Consider the following 25,201-nt stretch of genomic DNA (forward strand, 5'->3'; position numbering starts at 1 on the left):
ACGAATATAAAAAAGCTGTCTTTGGTAGAAGGGATTATTATATTATTTACAGCAATGTTAGTTAAGAGAAGGGAATGTTTAGCATGAATAAGACAATTCAAGAACGGTATTTTAAAAATGGCCGGTTAACAGTTATTCCTAAAAAAGAAAAAAATAAATTAGAAGTTTTGAATGAATTAATACAGCTATTTGAAATGAATAAACAATATAACGAAAAAGAAATTAATGAGTTATTAAAAAATGTTTATCCAGATTTCGCCATCTTACGACGTTATTTAGTAGATTATAAATATTTAAATAGAACCCAAGATTGTATGACGTATTTTGTGAACGAAAGGTAAATGTACGATGTACATCGAACTTAAGTACGAGTATACATACCTTTAAAACCATAGAAAAAGAGAAGTTGAGTACGCTTGACTTCTCTTTTTTATTGGCTTGGACTAAGTATATCTCAGCTGTGTGTCCTCATAGGTATGTGAAATTTATTTCAAGAGAATTTTTATTTTGACAACACTTAAACAAAAGTTTATAATTTAAACAAATATAATTTAGGGTGATGACATGAATAAACGCGACGCAATGATTTTAGAGTTGATTCGTAGTAATCCATTTCTTTCACAGCAAGAGATGGCTGAAAAAATGAATATGTCACGACCAGCGTTAGCTAATCTTATTTCTACATTAACTAAACAAGGAAAGATTGTTGGTAGGGCGTATATTTTGCCTAAAGAAAATGAAGTGATTTGCATTGGTGGTGCAAATATTGATCGCAAACTTCACATGAAGGGCAAGGTGCAATTAAGTACATCTAATCCTGCTACTTCTACACAAAGTGTTGGTGGCGTTAGTCGCAACATAGCAGAAAACTTAGGACGTTTAGGTCATACGGTACGATTAATTACGTCATGTGGTAAGGATTCCGATTGGCAAGCCATTCACGATGCTTCTGAAGCATTTATGAATTTATCAAGTGTGGAACACTTCCAAGAAGCTACAACAGGTTCTTACACAGCTGTTATGGATACAGATGGTGAACTCATTTTAGCGATGGCAAGTATGGATGTGTATGACTTATTATTGCCTGACATTATTATGAAGCATGAGACATTGCTAGCAAATGCCTCTTGTATTGTCATTGATTTAAACTGTCCTCAACAAACGGTAGAATATGTACAGCAATTTGCAGCAGCGCGCAAAGTACCGCTAGCCATTGTGCCCGTCTCCTCGCCTAAAATGAATCGCATGCCAAGTTCATTAGAAGGCGTGACATGGTTTATTTGTAATAGAGATGAGGCTGAAACATTATTAAAACGCTCCATTCAAACAGAGCAGGATTTTTTACGCGCAGCGAGAGAAATTACAGCAAGAGGCGTTATGAATGTAGTAATAACAGCAGGTAGCAAAGGTGTCTATGCAGCAACACAGCAAGGTGAACCTACCCATTACCCTGCGATTAAAATAGAGCAAATTAAAGATGTAACAGGTGCAGGTGATTCATTTGTTGGGGCATTGTTACATGCTTGGTTGCAACAAGAAAGTTTTGAGCGTTGTATTCAACACGGCTTAGTGAATGCAAAACAAACATTAGGGTCAGCTTATACCGTAAGACCAGAGCTATCAGACCAAATCCTAAAAAGTGAACTGGAGGAACAAACATGTTAAATAAACATATCGTATTATCACAAGAAGTAAAAGCAGCACAAGATAAAGGGCTACCAGTCGTAGCTTTAGAATCAACGATTATTTCACACGGTATGCCATATCCCCAAAATGTTAAAACAGCACGTGAAGTAGAGCAAATTATTCGTGATAATGGTGCTGTACCAGCAACAATTGCACTAATTGATGGCAAAATTAAAATTGGTTTATCTGATGAAGAGTTAGAAATGTTTGGTAATGCACCAGATGTAGCTAAAGCATCTCGCCGTGATTTAGGGTATTTAATTGCCACTAAAAAATTAGGTGCTACAACTGTAGCCGCTACTATGATTTGTGCGGAATTAGCAGGGATTGAGTTGTTTGTAACAGGTGGTATTGGTGGCGTTCACCGTGGTGCCGAAACAACAATGGATATTTCGGCTGATTTGCAAGAGCTAGCAAAAACAAATGTAGCAGTAGTATGTGCAGGTGCTAAATCCATTCTAGATATCGGTTTAACATTAGAATATTTAGAAACAAATGGTGTACCAGTGGTAGGCTATGGCACAGATGAAATGCCTGCATTCTTTACACAAAAAAGTGGCTTTGACCTTAACTTACGTTTAGATCAACCAGCAGACGTGGCTGCAATGTTACGCGCAAAATGGGAGTTAGGATTAACAGGTGGTGCTGTAATTGCTAACCCTATCCGTGAAGAAGACGCATTAGACTATGACTTTATTACAAATACGATTCAAACCGCATTACAAGAAGCTAAAGCACAAGGTATTGTAGGTAAAGATGTAACACCATTCTTGTTAGGCAAAGTGAAAGAATTAACAGAAGGTACTAGCCTAGACGCTAATATTGCATTGGTAAAACATAATGCTTATGTAGGCGCTCAAATTGCTGTAGCATTAAATAAATAATACTATGTCCCAACTGAATTTTTTCAGTTGGGTTTTTTATTATAACAAAGCTAGTAGCGTTCCTTTTTTATCCCTTATAAAGAAGACTTATTTAGCCGTGGCAATGTGTATGAGGTACTCATACACATTATATCGAAATATAATATAAAAAAGAATTTTCAGAAAAAATAATAAAACTTATTGACTTAGTAGGATAATGCGTTTAATATAGTCATCAACAACAAAATCCTTATAAAGAGTTCGGGGGAGGAAACTGGTCCTATGATCCCGCAGCAACCGGTGAATATCACAAAGGTGCTAAGTCCAGCAAGCCTAGCTTGAAAGATGAGGAAAAAAACGGAGTGAAAGCTCCCTCTTCTTAAGCTATGAGAAGAGGGAGCTTTTTTGTTGGGAGGAGCCAAATCATATGTATAATAAAACCGATATTTCTAAATTAGCGCAATTAAATGACTTAGCCAAAAAACCGAATCAAGCATTCCATAGCTGGAATGCAGCTGTATTTAAAGAGGGAGCATTAACAACAAAGTTAAAAGAAACGATTGCGATTGCAAGTGCTACTGTAACAGGTTGTCCTTACTGTATTGAAATCCACACAGAAGCTGCCAAAAAAGCAGGTGTGACAAAAGAAGAAGCGGTAGAAGCTATTTTTGTTGCAACAGCATTAAAAGCAGGAAGTGCATTTGCACATGGCGCGAATAGTTTGCGAGCGTATGACGAGGCAACTGGTGAAGGGTTATACGAGAAAAGTTATTTTGCAGAAACAGGCGCACTACAAAAGTTAGCGCCAGAAGCATTTAAGACATTTATTCAGTTCTCTAATGAAGCAGTGGCAGAGGGTGTTTTAACAATAAAAGAAAAAGAGATTATTGCTGTAGCCATCGCTCATATTACAGGTTGTCCTTATTGTATTGAGCTACATGTAGCAAATGCAAAAGCTCAAAATGTAACAAAGGAAGAGTTAGCAGAGACCATTTTTGTGGCAAGTGCTTTAAAAGCAGGAAGTGCATTTGCTCATAGTATAAATGTATTGAATGCATATTAATAAATCCCTAGTGATAAAAGACTTATTATTCAGATAATAAAACCTTATTACGAGATTGAAGGAAGGTAAGGGGACCGCTAACTTCAACAGCAACCAGCCTTTTGTATGGTGCTCACCCCAACTAGCGAAATGCTAAAGAATGAGGAGGAACTATAATGACAAAAAAACAAATTCATTTAAACGGTTTTACACAAAATTCAGCATCACCCCACGCGGCAGGTTTATGGCGCCATCCTGAGCATCAAGGAAAAGAGCATGGCACATTGGCTTATTGGACAAACCTTGCTAAAACATTGGAACGTGGAAAATTTGATGCGTTATTTTTAGCAGATGTAATTGGTGTATACGATGTTTATCAAGGTAGCAACCAAGCTGCATTAGCCCAAGCTGTACAAGTACCAGCGCATGACCCTTTGTTAGCTGTATCCGCAATGGCGCAAGCAACAGAGAAATTAGGTTTTGCAATTACAGCATCAGCAACATATATCCAACCTTACCAATTAGCTCGTCAATATTCGACATTAGATCATTTAACAAACGGTCGTATTGGTTGGAATATTGTGACATCTTATTTAGAGAGTGAAGCTGTGAATTTAGGTTTGTCAGGATTAATTCCACATGATGAACGTTACGACCGTGCAGAAGAATATTTAGACGTTGTATATAAATTGTGGGAGCAAAGTTGGGATGACGATGCTGTCGTACAAGATACACAGTACATTGATCCAACAAAAGTGCGTGAAATTGCGCATGAAGGTAAGTATTTTAATGTACCTGGGTTACATTTGATTGAGCCATCTAAACAAAGAACCCCACTATTATTCCAAGCAGGTTCATCAGAGCGAGGTAGAGAGTTCGCAGCTAAACATGCAGAAGGTATATTTACTAATACACAAAATCAAAAAAATGCAGTTGCTGAACTTCAAGCCTTTATAGCAGATATTACAGAGCGTCTACATAAATATGGACGCAAACGTGAAGATGTGAAAATTATCCCTGCTGTTGTACCAATTATTGGCGCTACGGAAGAAGAGGCGTATGCAAAATTAGAAGAATATAAAAGCTATGTGGATTATGACGGTGCAGCCGCTTTACTGTCAGGGCATTCTGGTGTGGACTTTTCAAAGCTAGACCCTGACCAATATGTTGAAAACTTACCTTCACAAGCGATGCAAAGTCGCTTACAAAGTTATACGTCTGATAACGTAGATTATCGCTGGACGGTACGCGATGCTGTGCTATACCATGGCTTAACAAATGGCTCAGAAGTGATTGTGGGCACACCATCACAAATCGCTGACCGTTTGGAAGTATTATCGCAAGAAGGTGGTGCAGATGGCTTTAATATTCGCCAAGTGGTAAACCCAGCATCATTTGAAGAATTTGTAGATACTGTTGTGCCAGAGTTACAAAAGAGAGGTATTTATCGTACGGATTATGAGGGAGACACATTACGTGAACATTATTTAGGTCAAGGACAAGTGAGATTAAAAGACAATCATTATGGTAAGCAGCTTCGCATTGGGGGCGAGGTACATGCCTGAGGTAGTTAGTAAAACATTGTATGATGAGATTGAAGCGTTAATTCCTATATTTCAATCTCGTGAGCCAGAACTAGATAAGCTTGGCAGTTTCCCATTTGAAAATGTTAACGCTTTAGTAGACTTAGGCTATACTAAATTAATTTTGCCTGAAGCATATGGTGGTGTTAATTTATCAGCGTATGAGTTAGTAAAGTACCAAACGCTCATTGCTAAAGGTGATGGTGCAACAGCGATTTCTATTGGCTGGCATATGGGCACATTGTTGGGATTACGTAATAATACAGCATGGCCACAACAAACGTATGACTTTTTATTACAAAAAGTAGCACAAGGTGCGCTTATTAATCTTGTAATGTCAGAGCGAGGCAGTGGTAGTCCTACGCGTGGTGGTACGATGCAAACGACAGCAACTAAAGTAGAGGGTGGGTATGTATTAAACGGCCATAAAGCCTTTGCTACATTGTCGCCAATGCTCGATTATTTTATCTCAGGTGTTAATTTAGATGGTGAAGATTCATTTTTCTTAATCCCTAGACATACAGATGGTGTATCTATTTTACCTGTTTGGGATAGCGTAGCTTTACGAGGTTCTGCAAGCCACGATATTGTGCTTAATGATGTTTTTGTGCCAGATCATTTTCTGGTACAACAAGCTGATATAGCAAACAGTGTCATTCGTTCACCAGGTGGTCTATTGCATATTCCAGCGTGTTATCTTGGAATCGCAGAAGCAGCGCGTGATTATGCCTTACACTTTGCTACAACATATACCCCTAAAAGCTTGGGTAAACCGATTATTGAAACCGTCCCTACACAACAGAAGATAGGGGAGATTGAATTATTATTAAAGCAATCTCGTTATATTTTACATGGTGTGGCTAAAGAATTTGATGATGGCACAGTACAGTTAGCCGATTTATTAGCAGCCAAAACAACTGTTGTTAATCATGCGATTACGATTACCGACTTAGCTATGCGCATTTGTGGTGCGCAAAGTTTAGGTGCAAAAAGTCCACTGCACCGTTATTATTTACATGTGCGAGCAGGATTACACAACCCGCCAACCGATGATGAAATTTTAACTTTATTAGCAAAAGCAACCTATTGAGGTTGCTTTTTTTATTGGAAAGAAATCTTATTGATAATACTTTTCAATTATACTAGAGATAATCTATTATAAGGAGTTTAATTAATTATGAATTCATCGCAATATATTCATTTATGGAATGATGTAGACGCTATTATAGTAGACATCAGGCATCATTCACATCATTTGGATTCTAAACCATTACCCAGTAATGCATTTATTTTTGTGGAAAGAGGGAGTACACAAATTACATGTCAGAATGAGTTAATCATGTTAAGCAAATTTCAAACCGCACATTTTATAAAGGGGAGTAAGATTCAATTTGTGAGTAGTAAAGATTTTTCCTATTATCTTATTTTTTATAAGGTACGCAAAAGAGACATTAAAGAGACAACATATGATGTACTACCTTGGGAAACTAACTTTTATGTCACCATACAAAATGCAATTCCTACATGGCAGCTAATTTATGAAATGGAGCAAGCATGGCAAACACAATATCCACTTAAAAAATTGCAGATGAAAGGATTGTTTCATCAATTTATTTATGAGGTAGCTAAATCTCAACAGCAAGGTATTGTTGCAAAACGAGATAGTGTGGCTGATGCGATATTTTATATTCAGCAACATTATGCGGAGCCTTTAACATTAGATAAAATTGCACATGATTTGAATTATAGTGCGCCACATCTTTCCTTATTATTTAAAGAGCGTACAGGACAAACAATGATTGATTATGTTATTCAAAAAAGGTTGCAAGTAGCATCAATACTTTTAATAGAAACAGATGCTACCTTACAGGAGATTGCTCAGCATATCGGTTATAAAGACCCATATTATTTTAGTCGTTTATTTAAGGAACATCAAAATTGTTCTCCTCTACAGTACCGTAAACGTACAGTAATGAACTCACAACCGACAAATCACACAAAAAACATACAGTTATTATCCATTGTTTATGATTCACTTAGTCGATATATTGAGAGTGATTCTCAATATGAAGAGGAGGAGAACTTATCAATGATAGCTAACACAAAGCAATCATTTGTTGCCACATTATTAATCTGTTTTTCATTGTTATTAACAGGCTGTGCAACAGATCAAGCTAAAACGCAATCTCAAAACAATGCAACAACATCAGAAATGTATACGTATAAAGGAGCGAACGGTGAAGTAGAGATACCGAAACATCCAAAACGTGTCGTTGTTTTAGCTGACCAATTAGTAGGTCACGTATTAGCTTTAGATGTACCGATTGTAGGTTTATCAAAATTAGCATTACAAAATCCTTATTTCGCTGGTAAAGTGGATGGCATAGAGAGTGTGGGAGACACTTATTCGCTCGAAAAGATAACAGAATTGAAACCGGATTTAATTATTGCATTAGCAGGTATGGATGGTTATCAAGAGTTTGAAAAAATAGCGCCAACGGTTGGGATTCCTTATGGCGAAAAAAATTATAAAGAACAAATTGAGGAATTTGGTATTATGCTTCACAGGGAAAAAGAAGCGCAACAATGGTTGCAAACTTGGGAGGCGTCTATTGCAAAAGTGAAGCCTGAAATTCAACAAGTCGTAGGTGAAAAGACCATTTCTATTATTGGTGGAACGGACAAATCTTTAATGGCGTTTAGCCAAAATTATGGACGTGGTGGCGAGATTGTTTTTGGTGAGCTAGAGCTAGAGATGCCTGATAAAGTGGCACAAGATACAAAGGAAACAGGATGGGCACAAATTTCAATGGAAGTATTACAAGATTACACAGGAGATTATCTCATTGTAGAGAATGATAGTCTTCCGTATTTAGAAAAAAGCCCATTATGGTCAGAGTTACCTGCTGTGCAAAATAATAATATTCATATTATTGATAGCAAAGCCGCTTACTTTAACGACCCTGTCTCGTTAGATAGACAATTAGCTGATTTAACAGCATTCTTTTTGCCATAATGATGTTTGGTTAGAAAATAAATGAAATATCCTGTATAATTGAAAATCATTTTCAATTGTATAAGGAGTTATATGACATGAATACTAACCTTCATCTGCTCGCTTGGGATTATGCTTCAATCAAAGTATTAGATGTACGTTTTGAAATAGTAGGAACACAACAAACACATAGGGCATACCAAGTGCCAGCAAACCTGTTCCTTATTGTGATACAAGGAAGAGGACAAGTGGAAGTGAATGCTAAAACGCAAACTGTACAAGCGTATTATATTGCTCATATTCCAAAGGGTAGTTGGTTAAAGATACACGCTGAAGTGCCATTTTATTATTATGTACTGTTTTATCGTGCCACATTGCCATTAGTGATGGCTAAAGAGCATATGCAAATCATTAAAGCACATAAACCATTTCAATTGCATTATAGTTTAATCCCGCAAAATGGTATTGCATTGCATCATAATGTACGACAAATGCATGAAAAATGGCAAGAAGGTCATCGTGTTAGTCGTTATTATTGTAAAGGTGCGCTTTATAACTTTACTTATTTATTGTTGGCACAAGGCAACGATCAATCTCATTCGCCTAATGTGGATTTATGTACTAGTGTAAAGCATTATATTGAGCAAAATTATCAACAACATTTAACATTGACGTCAATTGCCGATGCTTTAAATTATAGTGTGGCTCATCTATCAACCACTTTTAAAGAGAAAACAGGTTATAGTGTTATTGACTATGTGATTCAAACGCGATTATCTAATGCAGAAAGATGGCTGCGTGAAAGTGATGCACCACTAAAAGAAATTGCAGAACAAATCGGCTATAAAGACCCTTACTATTTCAGTCGTTTATTTAAAAAGCATAAACATTGTTCTCCTTTACAATATCGTCAACAGTATCACCAACATCCTATGGATGCTTCAATAACATCCTTGACATCGTCCATTGTTCAACCTAGCATTAGCCGTTATATTGAGAGTGATTCTCAATATAACAAGGAGGTATATATTCCAATGGTAAGAAGTACAAGGACATCATTATTAGCAACATTATTAATTTGTTTTACCTTATTATTTAGTGGCTGTACAACAACTAATACACAAACAATAGGGAAAACAAATGAGGTGCAAACAGAATATGTTACATACAAAGCAAGTAATGGTGAGGTTGAAATTCCTAAAAATCCAAAACGTGTTGTAGTATTAGCTAATAGTTACGCAGGTTATTTGTTAGCGCTAGGTATTAAACCAATTGGTATGAGTAAATTTGCTTTAAAAAATCCCTATTTTGAAGGTAAAGTAGATGGTGTAGAAAATATTGGAGATGAACAATCTCTTGAGAAAATTACCGAATTAAATCCCGATTTAATTATTGCCTTTAATCGAGAAGGTGTAGAAAACTTGGAAAAAATTGCACCTACTGTGGCTATTACTTATGGTGAAAAGGACTATAAGGAACAATTGTTAGCGTTTGGTGACATGTTAAACAAAAAAGAAGAAGCCGAAGATTGGATTGCACAATGGGAAGAAAAAATCGAACAACATAAATCAGAAATACAAGCTATTGTAGGTGATAGAACCGTATCTATTATCGGTGGTGGTGAAAAAGAATTGATGGTGTTTGGTGAGAATTTCGGACGTGGTGGTGAAATTGTATACGAAGGGTTTAATCTCAATATGCCACCACTTATAAAAGAAGAAGCAGTAGATACCAAACAAGGTTATGCTGCTGTATCTTTGGAAGTATTAAATGATTTTATTGGAGACTATATTTTTATTGATGGACAAGATGTTGCCGATTATTTAGCAACAAGTTCATTGTGGAAAGACTTGCCTGCAGTGAAAGAAAATAAAATGATGATATTAGATACTGATGCATCATACTTTAGCGATCCTGTATCATTAGATGGTCAATTAGATGAAATCATTGCATTTTTTAGATCACATCAATAAGTACTGTCTAAAATTAAAAAGCCAAGTGCCGATGAAATACTACATCAGCCCTTGGTTTTTTGTGATGATGATTATAAATAAGGTGCTAGTAGTGCTTTTGTTTGGTCTGTAATAAGCCCTAACGTATCAAAATGTGTGACATAAACGTCTAACATTACGTTATTTTCATGATGTTGATTTTGGGCAAGTGCAATAAGGGCTTTATTAATCAAATCAGTATGCTCATGTGGTGCGGCATATAATGTATTCCATGCACGGACATGGCGCTCTAAATCATCACTAGCAAGTGCCTCTTCTAATTCTTCAGCTGGCATAGGCTCGCTAAAAATAGCGTAAGGGTCTTCATAAGCTGTCGTATAAATAGATTCTAAAAATGTAATGGTATCATGTGTGAGTTTCGTTGAACCTTCATTATTAATCATATAAATCCCGTCATGTTGTAGAACAATCTCACCATCTTGTAAAATGGCAATTTGAGAGCCCTCCATTGTAAATTGCTCAATGGGTAGGATAAGGTGATGCAAAATAATCGTATAGGTGAAATCGCGATTAAGGGCATCAATAAATGCCTCTACTTTTACATCAGGTAATACATCGTTGGCAATCATTTCATGATAGGCGAGCGGGCGATAAAAGCTCTGTGCAGTAATATGCTCAGCAACAATTGTGACTTCTGCCTCGGGTTGGTCTAAAATGAATCGCATTGCTAAGTTTTGAGATGGCGCCTGGATTTCTTCATATAAAATCCATTGATGGAGTTGCCACTCGCCAGATTGTTGTGTCACGTTATGAAATGTTAAAATAACTAATGCTTTAGGCGTAAAGCCACCTTCTGTATTAATGATGAGTTGTGTACGGTTTTTGGTAGATACAATATCTTTAATAATGGCATCATGTAAACTATCCGATAGTACATGATAAAGCTCGGGATCCATTTGTGTTTTTATCGCTTCTAATTGTGCAATCGTACTGCCTAGTGCTTCTTCAAAAGTACTGATTTCATTCGCTTGCCATTGTAATAATTGATGGCGTGCTTCAGCAGGTAGCTCTCGTCTATTTAATAAACCATTCTCTAAATATGGTAATAATTCTGTTGGTAAAATTTTCGCTAATGCTGATTTGATTTGATTTAACTCATGTTGTAGATGTTGCTCGATATTAATGCCATCTTTTTTGTAATAGGCATAGATGCTGTCCCAATCGTTAGGAATATGTAATTGATTCACCAGTGTAAAGCGCTGTTTTTGTTCTAATGATAAATGCCACATACAAACACAACCTTTTTTTATATTCATTATACCTTGTTGACGTAGTTCACGCACAAGCATACCATTGATATGAAGGTGATAATATGGCTTATTTAGGAATGATCTTTTTTAAAATTGTCGCGCCCATTCTTGTGTTACTCGTACTAGGTGGGCTGTTGCAACGCAAATTCACATTTAACTTAAAGGCATTATCACAGTTAATTACGTATTGTTTTATGCCGGCCGCCGTTTTTATGAATTTGTATGAGACTACAATTTCTTTAACTATTTTAGGACAAGTTGCGGTATTTATAACCCTTTTTATTGGTAGTCAAATGTTGTTGGGGCGCTTTATTGCACAAAGTATGAAATTATCTAAGGAAGAAGCGGCTGTTTTTAAAAATAGCGTTGTTTTAATTAATTCGGGCAATTATGGCATACCTGTAGCCCAAATGATATTTGCAACCCAACCCATCGGTGTAGCTATCCAAGTTATTTTAGTAATCTTTCAAAATATTACTACGTATACGTATGGCTTATACAATTTAATTTCATCGACACGTTCTGGTATGGCGATTGTTAAAGATTTTATTAAAATGCCTATTGTACATGCGCTCCTTATTGGTATTGTTATGAATATCTATCATATTCCTCTCCCTGTATTTTTAGAAATACCCATTAATTATGTGGCTCAAGGATTTGTAGCTGTAGCATTAATTACGTTAGGGGCTCAGCTTTCTCAACTCTCATTTAGTGCCATGTTTAATAAGACCGTTATGGTTAGTTGTTTTACTCGTTTAGTGTTAGGGCCTGCAATGGCACTGCTCCTTATTTTTTTACTCGGTTTACAAGGTGTAGTGGCAAAATCCCTATTTATTGCGAGTGCATTTCCAACCTCTCGTAATAGCTCAAGTCTAGCGTTAGAGTATGATATTGACGCAGACACATCTGCCCAAACGGTATTATTTTCAACGATTGTCAGTTGTATTACAGTCACAATCGTTATTTATATGGCGGAGATTTTATTTTAGGCTCCTTTCTTTCCTAAAGGAATTACTGTATAATTAGGTACACAATTGAATAAGGTAATAACTAGGGGGGTCCGATGAGTCGGGCTGAGAGAAGAACGCCATGAAGTTCTATGACCCTTTGGACCTGATCTGGCTCATACCAGCGTAGGGAAGTTAGTTCACATGCGTTGTTTTGCATGTTTCTTAACGTTCGACTAGGTCCAGATTCTATTATAGAATCTGGTTTTTTTGTCCCACGTGCTTTTTTGTGCAGGATCGGTCCTTTTTCATTAACTAAAAAGGAGCGATTTTTTTATGTCAACAATCAGTGAGAAAAATGTAGCTATTATGTCGAGTTTTGAGGGCAGTAAAAAAGTGTATATCGAGGGGAGTCGCCCTGATATCCAAGTACCTATGCGAGAAATTAGCCTAAGCCCTACAACGGGCACTTTTGGTGAAGAAGACAATGCACCAGTTCGTGTGTATGATACAAGCGGCCCTTATACAGATGAGGCATACAAAGTAGATATTACAAAAGGTTTGCCAGCCCTTCGTCAGAATTGGATTATGGAGCGTGGTGATGTGGAGACTTATACAGGTCGAGACATTAAACCAGAGGACAATGGCTATCGTCGCGCTGATGATCCAAGAGCGAATGAAAATGTATTCCCAGGGTTAAAACGTCAACCGTTACGTGCAAAGGCAGGACGTAATGTGACACAAATGCATTATGCGAAAAAGGGGATTATTACGCCTGAGATGGAGTTTATTGCGATTAGAGAAAATGTAAAGCCAGAATTTGTTCGTGATGAAGTGGCAAGAGGGCGTGCTATTATCCCATCTAATATTAATCATCCAGAAGCTGAGCCAATGATTATTGGTCGCAATTTCCATGTGAAGATTAATGCGAATATTGGCAACTCAGCTGTGACATCCTCTATTGCCGAAGAAGTAGAAAAAATGACCTGGGCAACACGCTGGGGTGCTGATAATATTATGGATTTATCAACAGGTAAAAACATTCATACAACGCGTGAGTGGATTATTCGTAATTCGGCTGTTCCAGTTGGGACAGTGCCGATTTATCAAGCATTAGAAAAAGTAAATGGTGTTGCTGAAGACTTAACATGGGAAGTGTTCAGAGACACATTAATAGAGCAGGCTGAACAAGGCGTTGACTATTTTACCATTCATGCGGGTGTATTATTACGTTATGTGCCGATGACAGCTACACGCACAACAGGTATTGTGTCTCGTGGTGGTTCAATCATGGCACAATGGTGCTTATTCCATCATAAAGAAAGTTTTTTATACACACACTTTGAAGAGATTTGTGAAATTATGAAAACATATGATGTAGCCTTCTCGTTAGGTGATGGGTTACGCCCAGGCTCAATTGCGGATGCTAATGATGAAGCGCAATTTGCGGAGCTAGAAACATTAGGTGAATTAACACAAATCGCTTGGCAACACGATGTGCAAGTGATGGTAGAAGGACCAGGGCATGTACCTATGCATAAAATTAAAGAAAATATGGATAAGCAATTAGAGATTTGTAAAGAGGCACCATTTTATACATTAGGGCCATTAACAACAGACATTGCACCAGGTTATGACCATATTACATCAGCGATTGGTGCTGCTATGATTGGTTGGTTTGGCACAGCAATGTTATGTTACGTCACACCTAAAGAGCATTTAGGGCTACCTAATCGTGATGATGTACGCACAGGTGTTATTACGTATAAAATTGCAGCACATGCCGCCGATTTAGCTAAAGGACATCCAGGAGCGCAAAAACGTGATGATGCATTATCAAAAGCTCGTTTTGAATTCCGCTGGCGCGACCAGTTTAACTTATCTTTAGACCCAGAGCGAGCGGCAGAGTATCACGACGAAACATTACCAGCTGAGGGAGCAAAGACTGCTCATTTCTGCTCAATGTGTGGGCCTAAGTTTTGTAGTATGCGGATTTCACAAGATATTCGCAACTATGCAAAAGAAAATGAACTTGACACTACAGAAGCTATTGAAAAAGGTATGGCAGAAAAAGCACAACAATTTAAAGCAGCTGGTAGTAATCTCTATCAATAATAGAAAACAGGGTTTTATTTTTATAAGACCCTGTTTTTTTATGGACAAAGTGAGATGAAAATTTGGATTTCTGTTGACAGTGAATTCAATATATGATAATTTGTATTCAAGCAATAATGTTTCCTTTTAGAAACATTTTGCGGAGAACGTACACAACGCCTTAATCTTTATTACACTAGTTTGTGGTGGACGAATGTAATAAAATCTCTTAGCACAGTTCCTCCTACGAATTATTATCACTGATGCTAACGCAGTTCATATGTAACGTGTCATCCCTACTCAAAACAAAACTGCGTACAATGTGTACGAACCTATGAAAGTGAATAATGCGAAAAAACCGCTACCTGAATGATTATTTCAGGAGCGGTCTTTTTCATGGATATAATATATTTCTACAATAATAAATCCATACCAACTATAAAAAAATATAACGATAAAAAAAGCATATTCTACCATAAAAACGTTAATTTTATATAGTGATTTGTGAACCAATTGTTACTCTAATGTAAATTGTATGTAAAGATTGCATATTTAGCGATTAAAGGCATTTACAATCCCTTGTAACTTATGAATAATGTAACGAGAATATGAATTTGAAAGGGTGTAAAGGTTGGAGCTGAATTGGCAAGATATGATATTTCACTTCCTTGGAGGGCTAGGTCTATTCCTATTTGCGATTAAATTTATGGGGGACGGCTTACAAAAAGCTGCTGGTGACCGTTTACGTGATATTTTAGATCGTTTCACTACAAACCCAATTATGGGAGTTTTGGTTGGTATTTTTGTGACCGTGCTAATTCAGTCGAGCTCAGGTACAACAGTAATTACTGTGGGGCTAGTGAGTGCAGGCTTTATGACATTACGTCAAGCAATTGGCGTCATTATGGGGGCAAATATTGGTACAACAGTCACTGCATTTATTATCGGTATTGATGTGGGAGAGTATGCTTACCCTATTATGGCATTAGGTGCAATATTACTTTTCTTCTTTAAAAAGAATCGAATTCAAAATGTTGGGCAAATCTTATTTGGTTTTGCAGGTTTATTCATTGGGCTAGAGATGATGAGTGATGGTATGAAACCACTGCGTGAATGGCCCGCATTTATTGATATGACACTCAACATGAGTGACTCACCTATTTTAGGTGTGATTGTAGGTACAATCTTCACTTTAATTGTACAATCCTCTTCAGCAACGGTAGGGATTTTACAAGGCTTATATGCAGAAGGATTGATTGATTTACAAGGCGCGTTACCTGTACTATTTGGTGATAATATAGGGACGACAATTACAGCAATATTAGCTGCCTTAGGTGCTTCAGTAGCGGCGCGACGAGCAGCAGCTACCCATGTATTGTTTAACGTAGTAGGTACGATTATCTTTATGATAATTTTAGGGTTATTTACCTCTTACGTCGAATGGTTAGCGACTGTGTTAAATTTAGAGCCAAAAATGCAAATTGCCTTTGCACATGGTTCATTTAACATTGCCAATACATTAATTCAATTACCATTTATCGGTGTATGGGCATATGTTGTAACAAAATTAATTCCTGGAGAAGATTCTGCGATTGAATATAAACCAAAGCATCTAGATGAAGCATTGATTACACAATCGCCTGCGATTGCTCTTGGGCAAGCGCGTCAAGAAGTTGTACGTATGGGTGAATTTGCTGTACAAGGGTTGGAAGAAACCTTGCAATTTTTAAAGACGAGTGATATGACGCACGCTAATCTAACCGTGCAATTAGAAGAAGCAATTAATGTACTAGATGAGAAAACTACAGATTACTTAGTTACGTTATCCAAACAATCCTTATCAAATGTGGATTCACAAGTGCACCATGCTTTACTTGATAGTATTCGAGATATTGAAAGAATTGGTGACCACTTTGAAAATTTAGTAGAATTAATTCATTTCAAAGGTAATAATAGGGTGCGTTTAAGTGAACAAGCTTTGCAAGAGCTAGAGAATATGTTTAAGTTAACTATTGAAACGGTTAGCCTAGCTGTTCAAGTATTAGATACAAGAGATGAAGGTTTAGCTAAAATAGTGATTGATAAGGAAGATCAAATTGATGAGATGGAGCGCAAACTACGTAAACGCCATATCCATCGTTTAAATCAAGGTGTTTGCTCAGGTTCAGCAGGGATTGTCTTTGTTGATATTGCGAGCAATTTAGAGCGTATTGGTGACCATGCTGTAAATATCGCAGAAGCTGTATTAGATGATAATTATTAATGTATTGTAAAAAAGAGGCAGTCATATGAAGTCTTCTCAACACATTCGTGTCGAGAGAGTCAACATATGGTGAGCCTCTTTTATTTGTGAATAAAATTTGTCTGCTAATTTTAGGAAGAAGAAAGTGTTATCAATACGTTTCAAGTTAACTTAGCTTGTCATTTGTCTAGGTTGCTCTAGTAAAAAGCACCAATAACGAGGCATTTCGTTGCCTATCATTGCATAAATTCATATTGAAGGCAAAAGTCCATATGATTTCCTTGTTATGCGGACATTTACAAGCGTATTGAATTTACAATAACGTAAGTTTTAAGTTGCTAAATAAGCATATAATCCTTACTATTATTGATAATGATAATCATCGAGCTGGAGGTCATTATGAATTATCAAAAATACATGTATGCTATTACGAGGGTAGAACAAGGTAGTGACTGGTTTTCTTTATCACCTAACGAAGCAGTAGTACTTTATGTACATACAGGGTCACTTGAGGTGATATTAGACCGCCGTCCCTTTTACCTTGGTAAGAATGAAATGCTTGTGATTCAAGCGAAAGATCATGCAAAAATCCATACTGTAGATGGGCAGTACACATTAATTGGATTTTGTAATTATCGCCTTGTAAAAAAAGTGCCACAATTACATTATGAGCCTGATCACTTTAGATTTGTGCATGCTTTTATTTCTTACGAGAATGTGTCTACTAAAGTCGTGAAATTGTTACAACAGGTAGCAGAAACACAAGACGTATTTCATTTCCAACAATTAATCGCAGCTATTAATTGTGATTTTGAAAAATATGAATATACCCATCATCAACATACATTTGAAGATGTGATTCACTATATTAAAGAGCACGCGCACGAAAACATAACACGTGATCAAGTAGCTAACCGTTTTGGCTATAACGCTAACTATTTTTCAGAGCGCTTTAAAAAAGAGGTAGGATGGGGCTTTAATGAATTTTTAACGTATTGGCGTTTAGAAAAATCAAAAATATTATTACTCGATGATCGTCTCACCATTCAACAAGTAGCTAAGTCAGTTGGTTACCAAGATGGGCTATATTTTAGCCGTAAGTTTAAGCAACAAATTGGCATGGCACCAAGTATGTTTCGTAACCATGATAGGATTCAACATATTACAGCTATGCAATTCACAGGTACTTTATTGGCCATTGGCATTACGCCTGTTGCTGTATTTGATGTACCTTATAATGTGCCAGATGTATTACAACAATACTTACCTCAAAAAACAGTGCGTTTAAAACAAGACTGGTTAAAAGAAAACGCCTTAACGAATGTGCCAACAGATTTAATTATTACGTCTTTACATGAATACCCTTATAAAACATACACACAAAATATAGAGAAAATTGCACCATCCATTGCTATGCGCTGGGCAACAATTGACCGTATCGAAGAAGTGCGATTATTTGGTAAATTATTTAAGCGTGAAGCACAGGCAGAACAATGGATTACACGTTACAAACAACAAATAGCAGAGGCAAAGTATGTATTAAAATCAGTTTTACCTCAGAATGAGACGGTTGCATTGTATGAATTACGCAATCATGATCGTGTAGGTATTTGGCGTTCTAATTCTCGTGGCAGTTACAACTTATATGAGATGCTACAACTAACACCATCTGAGCTTGTGCAAAAAGAAGTATTATCACTTAATAGGGGAATAATTGTCGAAGAAAAACATCTCGCACAATATGCAGCAGATCATATGTTTGTTGTTATGCATTCTAAAGAGCAAGAACATCGTTTCTTTAACGAGGTATGGCAACAACTACCCGCTATGCAAAAAGAACAAGTTTATGTGTTACGCTTACAAGATTTTTGGTCGAGTGAAGGTGTCGCTTTAGAAGAACAATTACGTATTCAAATGCAATTTTTATGTGGAGACGTGAAATCTGATATTTATCTATAGTCAACTTATGAGAAATGTCTATAGGCATATGACTTTATCATTGGTATTATTTAATTGATAATAATTATCAATTTCAATGATGATATGAGAACCGCACCATCATTGGTGCGGTTTTATTATTGTTATTAACTTTCATAGAAAAGGTGATTGAGGACGATGGCGATGGCAAAAGAGAATACAACACTCGCTACAGATAAAACAAAGATGCGATCGAGACCATTAGCAGCAACACTTATATTGACAGTAGGTGTTGTATTGTTAGGTGTCAGCGTGATGATTGCAATTTCATTTGGTGCAGCAGATATTACATTTAACGATGTATGGCGTGCTGTATTTAGTTTTGATGCAAGCTCACATGAACAACAAGTAATAAGAGAATTACGTTTGCCACGTGTATTAGGCGCCTTATTAGTAGGTGCTAGTTTTGCCGTAGCAGGTGCTATTATGCAAGGGATGACACGTAACCCATTAGCTGATTCAGGTTTATTAGGTCTAAACGCAGGTGCGGTGTTGGCGATGGCAGTATGTTTTGCATTTTTCCCTAACACTTCGTATGGTATGTTAATCGTTTTTTCTTTTTTAGGTGCAGCCGTCAGTGTTGCGCTTGTATTTGGTATTGGCTCAATGGCAAAGGGTGGGTTAACCCCTTTACGTCTCGTATTAGCAGGTGCAGCCGTTAGTGCGTTGTTTGGCGCATTAAGTGAAGGTATTGCTCTTTATTTTAGAATTGGGCAAGATTTAGCTTTCTGGTATGCGGGTGGTGTATCAGGCACAAGGTGGTCGCACCTTGCGATATTAGTACCCGTTGTTGTATTGGCAATTGGCGGTGCTATTACTATTTCACGTTCGATTACATTGTTAAGTTTGGGAGAAGACATTGCTACAGGATTAGGGCAAAAGACAAAGCATATTAAGTTATTTGGTACACTTATTGTCCTTGTGTTAGCAGGTTCTGCTGTTTCAGTTATTGGTCCTGTAGGGTTTGTAGGCTTAATCATTCCACATTTAACACGTTATATTGTAGGGGTTGATTATCGTTTTATTATTCCGTGTTCCGCCGTGTTAGGTGCTTTATTATTAATTTGGGCAGATTTAATTGCGCGTACGATTAATCCACCATATGAAACACCTATAGGCGCATTAATTGCTTTAATCGGTGTGCCATTCTTCCTTTACCTTGCACGTAAAGAAAGGAGAACACTGTAATGATGAAGAAAAAGTTACGTCGTAATATGACAGTGATGATTGTTTTTATAGCGCTCATTATTGTGATATTTTTAATCAGTGTTAATACAGGTCATATTCGTTTATCTCCAGGAGAAGTATTTGCTACTTTCTTTGGCAACGGTACCGACCAACAAAAATTAATTTTATTTGAGTTTCGTTTACCGCGTATTGTCATCGCAGTATTAGTTGGTGCAGCATTGGCTGTATCAGGTACCGTGCTGCAAGGTTTATCACGAAATGCATTAGCTGACCCAGGGATTTTAGGCATTAACTCAGGTGCAGGGTTAATGGTGATGTTGTATGTTGCATTTTTCCCAGGTGCATCGGGTGGGTCGATCTTCTTCTTACCTATATTAGCGTGGTTTGGTGCAGCAATAACAGCTGCTTTTATCTATATTTTATCTTATAAACGTGACGAAGGTATTTCTCCTACACGTTTATTATTAACAGGTATTGCGGTAGCTGCAGGCATTAGTGCTTTTACGATTGTACTGACATTAATATTGTCACCAGAAGATTATCAATTTGTGGCAACTTGGATGGCAGGTAGTATTTGGGGTTCAAATTGGCAATTTGTTTTAGCTTTATTGCCATTTATTGCAGTCTTGATGCCACTTGTAATGTATAAGGCATCTGTACTTAATATTTTAAGTATGGGTGACCAGTTAGCAACAGGTTTAGGTATTAATGTAGAAAGAGAACGTAGATGGTTGTTATTTATTGCTGTAGGCTTGGCAGGTGCAGCGGTATCTGTAAGTGGTGGGATTGGCTTTGTTGGTTTAATTGCTCCTCACTTAGTACGTAGTTTAATTGGTCCTAAGCATCAGTTCTTATTACCAACAGTAGCGGTTGTTGGCGGCTTCCTTGTGTTATTAGCTGATACAATCGGTCGTTCGATTATACAACCATCAGAAGTGCCAGCAGGGATTGTAGTAGCAGTAATTGGTGCTCCATACTTCCTTTACTTATTAGCACGTTCTAAAGCATAGGGAGGAGTATTTATGTTAAAGCAATTTTTCGCTTATTATAAGCCATATAAATGGCTGTTTATTGCAGATTTTTCATGCGCCATTATTGCTGCATTATTGGAGCTTGCCTTTCCTTTAGCGCTTAACCATGTTATTGACGATTTATTACCAACAGGTGACTGGCAGACTATCTTATTCGCAAGTTTAGTCTTGCTTGGTATTTATGTATTAAGTGGTTTTTTACATTTCGTTGTCACGTATCATGGGCACAAATTAGGGATTAATATTGAATCGGATATGAGGAAGAAATCATTCGACCATGTACAAAAATTATCATTCCGTTTCTTTGATAATAACAAGACAGGTCATCTCGTATCGCGTATGACAAATGATTTAATGGATATTGGTGAAATTGCTCACCACGGGCCTGAGGATTTATTTATTGCCATTATGACATTGACAGGTGCTTTTGCGTTAATGATGTCGATTAACTGGCAACTAGCTATTTTAACATTTATCATTGTGCCATTTTTAATTATTTTATCGATTTACTTTAGTCGAAAAATGTCTGTGGCATTTGGGCAAATGTTCCAAGATATTGCAGATTTTAATGCACGAGTAGAGAATAACGTAAGTGGAATACGTGTTGTACAAGCTTTTGCTAATGAAGATCATGAGATTGCTCGTTATGGTGAAAACAATGAACGTTTTCGTAAAACAAAGTTAGTCACCTATCGTGTTATGGCTTGGAATGCGTCCATTAGCCATATTTTAATGAAGGGTGTTTCGATTTTCGTATTAGCTTGTGGTACATGGTTTGTGATTAATGAGTCTATGACATTTGGTGAGTTTATGGCGTTTGTTTTGCTATCTAATATTTTCTTAGGGCCAATCCAACAGATTAACTCTGTAATTGAGACATATCCAAAAGGCGTAGCTGGTTTTAAACGTTATCAAGCACTACTTGATACACCAGCAGATGTAGAAGATCGTGAAAATGCTAAAGATGTGCCACGTGTAGCAGGTGCTATTCGCTATAACAATGTTGAATTTGCTTATGAAGAAGGTGAAGCGCTGCTAAAAAATATTAGCTTCACAGTCAATAAAGGTGAAACAGTAGCTTTAGTCGGTCCATCTGGTGGTGGTAAGTCAACAATATGTAATTTGCTGCCACGTTTTTATGATGTGACAGGTGGCAAAATTACGATTGATGGTATTGATATTAGAGATATGACATTACAATCACTACGAGGGCATATCGGCATCGTCCAACAAGATGTATTTTTATTTGATGGTACGATTAGAGAGAATATTGCTTATGGTAAATTGAATGCCACAGAAGAAGACATTTGGCAGGCTGCACGACGTGCACAAATGGAAGCTTTAATCTTGGAGATGCCTGAAGGTTTGGATACTTTAATCGGTGAGCGAGGCGTTAAATTATCCGGTGGACAAAAGCAACGTCTATCCATTGCTCGCATGTTCCTAAAAAATCCACCTATTTTAATTTTAGATGAGGCAACATCAGCACTTGATACAGAAACAGAGGCTGCCATTCAACAAGCATTGTTAGAGTTATCAGAAGGGCGTACGACATTAGTGATTGCACACCGTCTAGCAACGATTAAAAATGCCGATCGTATTTTAGTGATTTCACAAGCAGGCGTAGAAGAACAAGGTACACATACAGAATTATTAGCAAGTGGTGGTACGTACAGTCGACTACATCATGCGCAATACAATATGTAAGGAGCAGACACATGCAACGTTTATTAACGAAAGATTTAACTATAGGTTATGGTGATACTACCATCGTCAATAATTTAAATGTGGAAATTCCAGATGGCAAAATTACAGCATTAGTAGGAGCAAATGGCTCTGGTAAATCGACAATTTTAAAAACGATGGCACGTTTAATGAAACCAAAAAAAGGTGGCGTGCTGTTAGATGGTGAACAAATTCACACGAAATCGACAAAAGAAGTCGCCAAATCTTTAGCAATTTTGCCACAGAACCCAAGTGCACCAGACGGCTTAACCGTATATGAGTTAGTTGGTTATGGTCGTTATCCCCATCAAAAGGGAATGGGGTCTATGTCAGCAGAAGACAAAAAGATTATTGAGTGGTCGCTTGAAGTAACAGGTATGTCGGATTTTTATGAGCGAGGTGTAGACCAATTATCTGGTGGTCAAAGACAGCGTGCTTGGATTGCAATGGCACTAGCTCAACAAACCGATATTTTATTTTTAGACGAGCCAACAACATTTTTGGATATGGCGCATCAGTTAGATGTCCTGCAATTGTTAAAACAGCTAAACGAACAAGAGAACCGTACGATTATTATGGTTGTTCATGACATTAGCCACGCAACACGTTTTGCTCACAATATGATTGCTATTAAGCAAGGTACAGTCGTAAGTTCAGGTACGCCAACAGAGGTAGTAACAGCTGACGTACTACAAGAAGTATTCAATATTAAAGCAGATATTATTACCGACCCTCAAACGGGTGGTCCTTACTGTATTCCTTACGGTTTAATTAAATCAACCTAAATTATAAAGTGTAACTGAAAGCTATTTTTTCAGTTGCACTTTTTTGCTACAAGCGTGACATGAAGCTATATCTATAATTGTTCAAAAAAGCGCAATATGATGTGGTGTTAGGACAGTGATATTTACGTAAAATTTACATAATGGTACTATTTACAGTATGGTTGAGACAAAGGGGGGATATTTTTGGTAAGTGTTATAGGCGGAATCGGCTTATTTTTATTAGGCATGATGATGCTAACGAATGGTTTAAAAGAGTTAGCGGGAGATGCGCTGAAAAAATGGCTCAATCGTTTTACAGGTGGCACAATAGGTTCTGTTTTATCAGGCACAGTGATGACGATCCTTCTACAATCTTCAACAGCCACTACTTTATTAACTATAGGTTTTGTTAGTGCAGGGCTGTTAACCTTTGCTCAGTCTATAGGGGTTATTATAGGGGCTAATATCGGGAGTACGAGTACAGGTTGGATTATTTCTTTAATTGGTTTTAAGATTAGTCTAGCAGCGATGTCTTTACCACTCATTGGTATTGGTGTATTTACACAATTTGTAGCACCACGTGATTTTAAAATGTATGGCGCTGTTGTCACAGGATTTGGCTTATTATTTTATGGGATTGATGTATTACAAGAAGGTATGGCTGCAGCTCAAGATATGATTGCTTTTGACTCCGTATCAGCAACAACAATAAGTGGCAAATTACTTTTAATTATCATAGGTATCATCATGACCATTGTGATGCAAGCTTCTAGTGCGTCAATGGCAGCCACCTTGGCAGCTTTATTTGCAGGTGCTATTGATTTTGAGCAAGCCGTTTATTTAGTTATCGGTCAAAATATTGGCACAACAGCAACAGCCCTTTTTGTTTCAGTAGGGGCATCTATTGCAGCAAAACGTACAGCAATGACACACGTTATGTTTAATGTCATAACGGCGATTGTAGTGACGATCGCAGCACCTTTAATGATTAAACTAACAGCCATCATTACTACCTTATTAATGGGCACCTTTGATGAAACTGTAGGACTCGCCATATTCCATACGCTGTTTAGTATTGTAGGCGCTATTTTATTCATCCCATTAGTTAAACCATTCGCTCGTTTTATTGAGCGATTAGTAAAAGAGAAAGAAAATGCGTTAACAAGGCATTTAGATTTAAATTTAGTATCTATACCAGCAGTAGCGTTAGAAGTCGCCTTTCAAACATTAATTGAAATTACTAAGGAATTAGCGGATGTATTGCTCCAAATGTTAGCGAGTAATAAAGTGAGTGAGAAACATGAGAAACGTTTACAAGCAGTAGAAGAAGCCATTGATCAGACAAGATTGTACTTAGATGAGATTCCTTCTAATGCTTCACGTGAAAGACAAAAGCATATCGAGTTATTACATACCATTGACCATTTGAGTCGGTTAGTACGCGTTATATCAGAGTTTAGCATGTTAGAGTCACCTTATGTAAAGCAAAAGCTAAATGATAAGTGGGCGGATGTGTTAGTTGATATGAAGGTGCGTTTACAAGATGAACAAGAGTTGCAAATGATTGAAGCGTTGTTGCGTGACGCCTCATCTGAGATGGCAAACGAACGTAAAACGCGTCGTGAGGAATACTTTGAACGAACAGTAGCCAATCAAACAGATATTGAAGAAGCAGTCTCGAAGGTAGAGGCTGTATTATGGATTGACCGTTTAATTTATCATTACTGGCGAGCTATTGCCCGCTTAGAAGCATATTATACTGTCAACCGTTCTAAACGTTCTTAAAATAAGCATGACATATA

The 25,201-nt window shown here is 37.2% G+C and carries 18 protein-coding genes and 2 riboswitches; of the genes, 17 read left to right on the forward strand and 1 reads right to left on the reverse strand.

Going from position 1 to position 25,201, the window contains the following annotated elements; genetic code table 11:
- The first annotated feature begins 83 nt into the window (after positions 1-83).
- From IEW44_RS00660 to IEW44_RS00695, 8 genes are all read left to right on the forward strand, one after another.
- On the forward strand, positions 84-341 hold the full coding sequence (locus tag IEW44_RS00660; RefSeq protein WP_188613087.1) for a DUF2087 domain-containing protein: 258 nt from the start codon (positions 84-86) through the stop codon (positions 339-341).
- 223 nt (positions 342-564) lie between these two features.
- Entirely contained in the window at positions 565-1,665 is a 1,101-nt protein-coding gene (locus tag IEW44_RS00665; protein ID WP_188613088.1) for a carbohydrate kinase, read from the forward strand.
- Entirely contained in the window at positions 1,659-2,570 is a 912-nt protein-coding gene (locus IEW44_RS00670) for a pseudouridine-5'-phosphate glycosidase (RefSeq protein ID WP_188613089.1), read from the forward strand. The genes IEW44_RS00665 and IEW44_RS00670 overlap by 7 nt, the downstream gene beginning before the upstream one ends.
- Before the next feature lie 226 nt (positions 2,571-2,796).
- A riboswitch (SAM riboswitch) is annotated at positions 2,797-2,901 on the forward strand.
- A gap of 75 nt (positions 2,902-2,976) precedes the next feature.
- Complete coding sequence (locus IEW44_RS00675) at positions 2,977-3,612, forward strand: carboxymuconolactone decarboxylase family protein (protein ID WP_188613090.1); 636 nt, start codon at positions 2,977-2,979, stop codon at positions 3,610-3,612.
- A 155-nt stretch (positions 3,613-3,767) separates the two neighbouring features.
- Positions 3,768-5,156: an LLM class flavin-dependent oxidoreductase gene (locus tag IEW44_RS00680; RefSeq protein ID WP_188613091.1), complete on the forward strand. Its 1,389-nt coding sequence runs from the start codon at positions 3,768-3,770 to the stop codon at positions 5,154-5,156.
- On the forward strand, positions 5,149-6,264 hold the full coding sequence (locus tag IEW44_RS00685) for an acyl-CoA dehydrogenase family protein (RefSeq protein ID WP_188613092.1): 1,116 nt from the start codon (positions 5,149-5,151) through the stop codon (positions 6,262-6,264). The genes IEW44_RS00680 and IEW44_RS00685 overlap by 8 nt, the downstream gene beginning before the upstream one ends.
- Before the next feature lie 87 nt (positions 6,265-6,351).
- Positions 6,352-8,190, forward strand: a complete 1,839-nt coding sequence (locus IEW44_RS00690) for an AraC family transcriptional regulator (RefSeq protein WP_188613093.1) — start codon at positions 6,352-6,354, stop codon at positions 8,188-8,190.
- A gap of 77 nt (positions 8,191-8,267) precedes the next feature.
- On the forward strand, positions 8,268-10,142 hold the full coding sequence (locus tag IEW44_RS00695) for an AraC family transcriptional regulator (protein ID WP_188613094.1): 1,875 nt from the start codon (positions 8,268-8,270) through the stop codon (positions 10,140-10,142).
- 71 nt (positions 10,143-10,213) lie between these two features.
- Here the strand turns inward: IEW44_RS00695 and IEW44_RS00700 are convergent, their stop codons facing one another.
- Positions 10,214-11,410: a DUF4085 family protein gene (locus tag IEW44_RS00700; RefSeq protein WP_188613095.1), complete on the reverse strand. Its 1,197-nt coding sequence runs from the start codon at positions 11,408-11,410 to the stop codon at positions 10,214-10,216.
- Positions 11,411-11,493: 83 nt separating this feature from the next.
- Between IEW44_RS00700 and IEW44_RS00705 the strand changes: the two genes are divergently transcribed.
- From IEW44_RS00705 to IEW44_RS00745, 9 genes are all read left to right on the forward strand, one after another.
- Positions 11,494-12,420, forward strand: coding sequence for an AEC family transporter (locus tag IEW44_RS00705; protein ID WP_188613096.1), 927 nt, complete (start codon positions 11,494-11,496; stop codon positions 12,418-12,420).
- A 53-nt stretch (positions 12,421-12,473) separates the two neighbouring features.
- A riboswitch (TPP riboswitch) is annotated at positions 12,474-12,588 on the forward strand.
- Positions 12,589-12,714: 126 nt separating this feature from the next.
- Positions 12,715-14,493 carry a phosphomethylpyrimidine synthase ThiC gene (gene thiC, locus IEW44_RS00710; protein ID WP_188613097.1) on the forward strand — a complete coding sequence of 593 codons (1,779 nt, stop codon included), beginning with the start codon at positions 12,715-12,717 and terminating at the stop codon, positions 14,491-14,493.
- 631 nt (positions 14,494-15,124) lie between these two features.
- Complete coding sequence (locus IEW44_RS00715) at positions 15,125-16,735, forward strand: Na/Pi cotransporter family protein (protein ID WP_188613422.1); 1,611 nt, start codon at positions 15,125-15,127, stop codon at positions 16,733-16,735.
- Positions 16,736-17,113: 378 nt separating this feature from the next.
- Positions 17,114-18,673: a helix-turn-helix domain-containing protein gene (locus IEW44_RS00720; protein WP_188613098.1), complete on the forward strand. Its 1,560-nt coding sequence runs from the start codon at positions 17,114-17,116 to the stop codon at positions 18,671-18,673.
- A 162-nt stretch (positions 18,674-18,835) separates the two neighbouring features.
- On the forward strand, positions 18,836-19,879 hold the full coding sequence (locus tag IEW44_RS00725) for a FecCD family ABC transporter permease (RefSeq protein WP_188613099.1): 1,044 nt from the start codon (positions 18,836-18,838) through the stop codon (positions 19,877-19,879).
- Positions 19,879-20,889 (forward strand): FecCD family ABC transporter permease, encoded by a 1,011-nt coding sequence (locus IEW44_RS00730; protein ID WP_188613100.1) that lies wholly within the window; start codon positions 19,879-19,881, stop codon positions 20,887-20,889. Before IEW44_RS00725 ends, IEW44_RS00730 begins: the two co-directional genes overlap by 1 nt.
- A gap of 12 nt (positions 20,890-20,901) precedes the next feature.
- Complete coding sequence (locus tag IEW44_RS00735; protein WP_188613101.1) at positions 20,902-22,617, forward strand: ABC transporter ATP-binding protein; 1,716 nt, start codon at positions 20,902-20,904, stop codon at positions 22,615-22,617.
- An 11-nt stretch (positions 22,618-22,628) separates the two neighbouring features.
- Positions 22,629-23,420, forward strand: coding sequence for an ABC transporter ATP-binding protein (locus IEW44_RS00740; protein ID WP_188613102.1), 792 nt, complete (start codon positions 22,629-22,631; stop codon positions 23,418-23,420).
- Between the two features lie 183 nt (positions 23,421-23,603).
- On the forward strand, positions 23,604-25,184 hold the full coding sequence (locus tag IEW44_RS00745; protein WP_188613103.1) for a Na/Pi cotransporter family protein: 1,581 nt from the start codon (positions 23,604-23,606) through the stop codon (positions 25,182-25,184).
- The last annotated feature ends 17 nt before the right edge of the window (positions 25,185-25,201 follow it).

The organism is Lysinibacillus alkalisoli (genome assembly GCF_014643595.1).
GTDB classification, from domain to species: domain Bacteria; phylum Bacillota; class Bacilli; order Bacillales_A; family Planococcaceae; genus Metalysinibacillus; species Metalysinibacillus alkalisoli.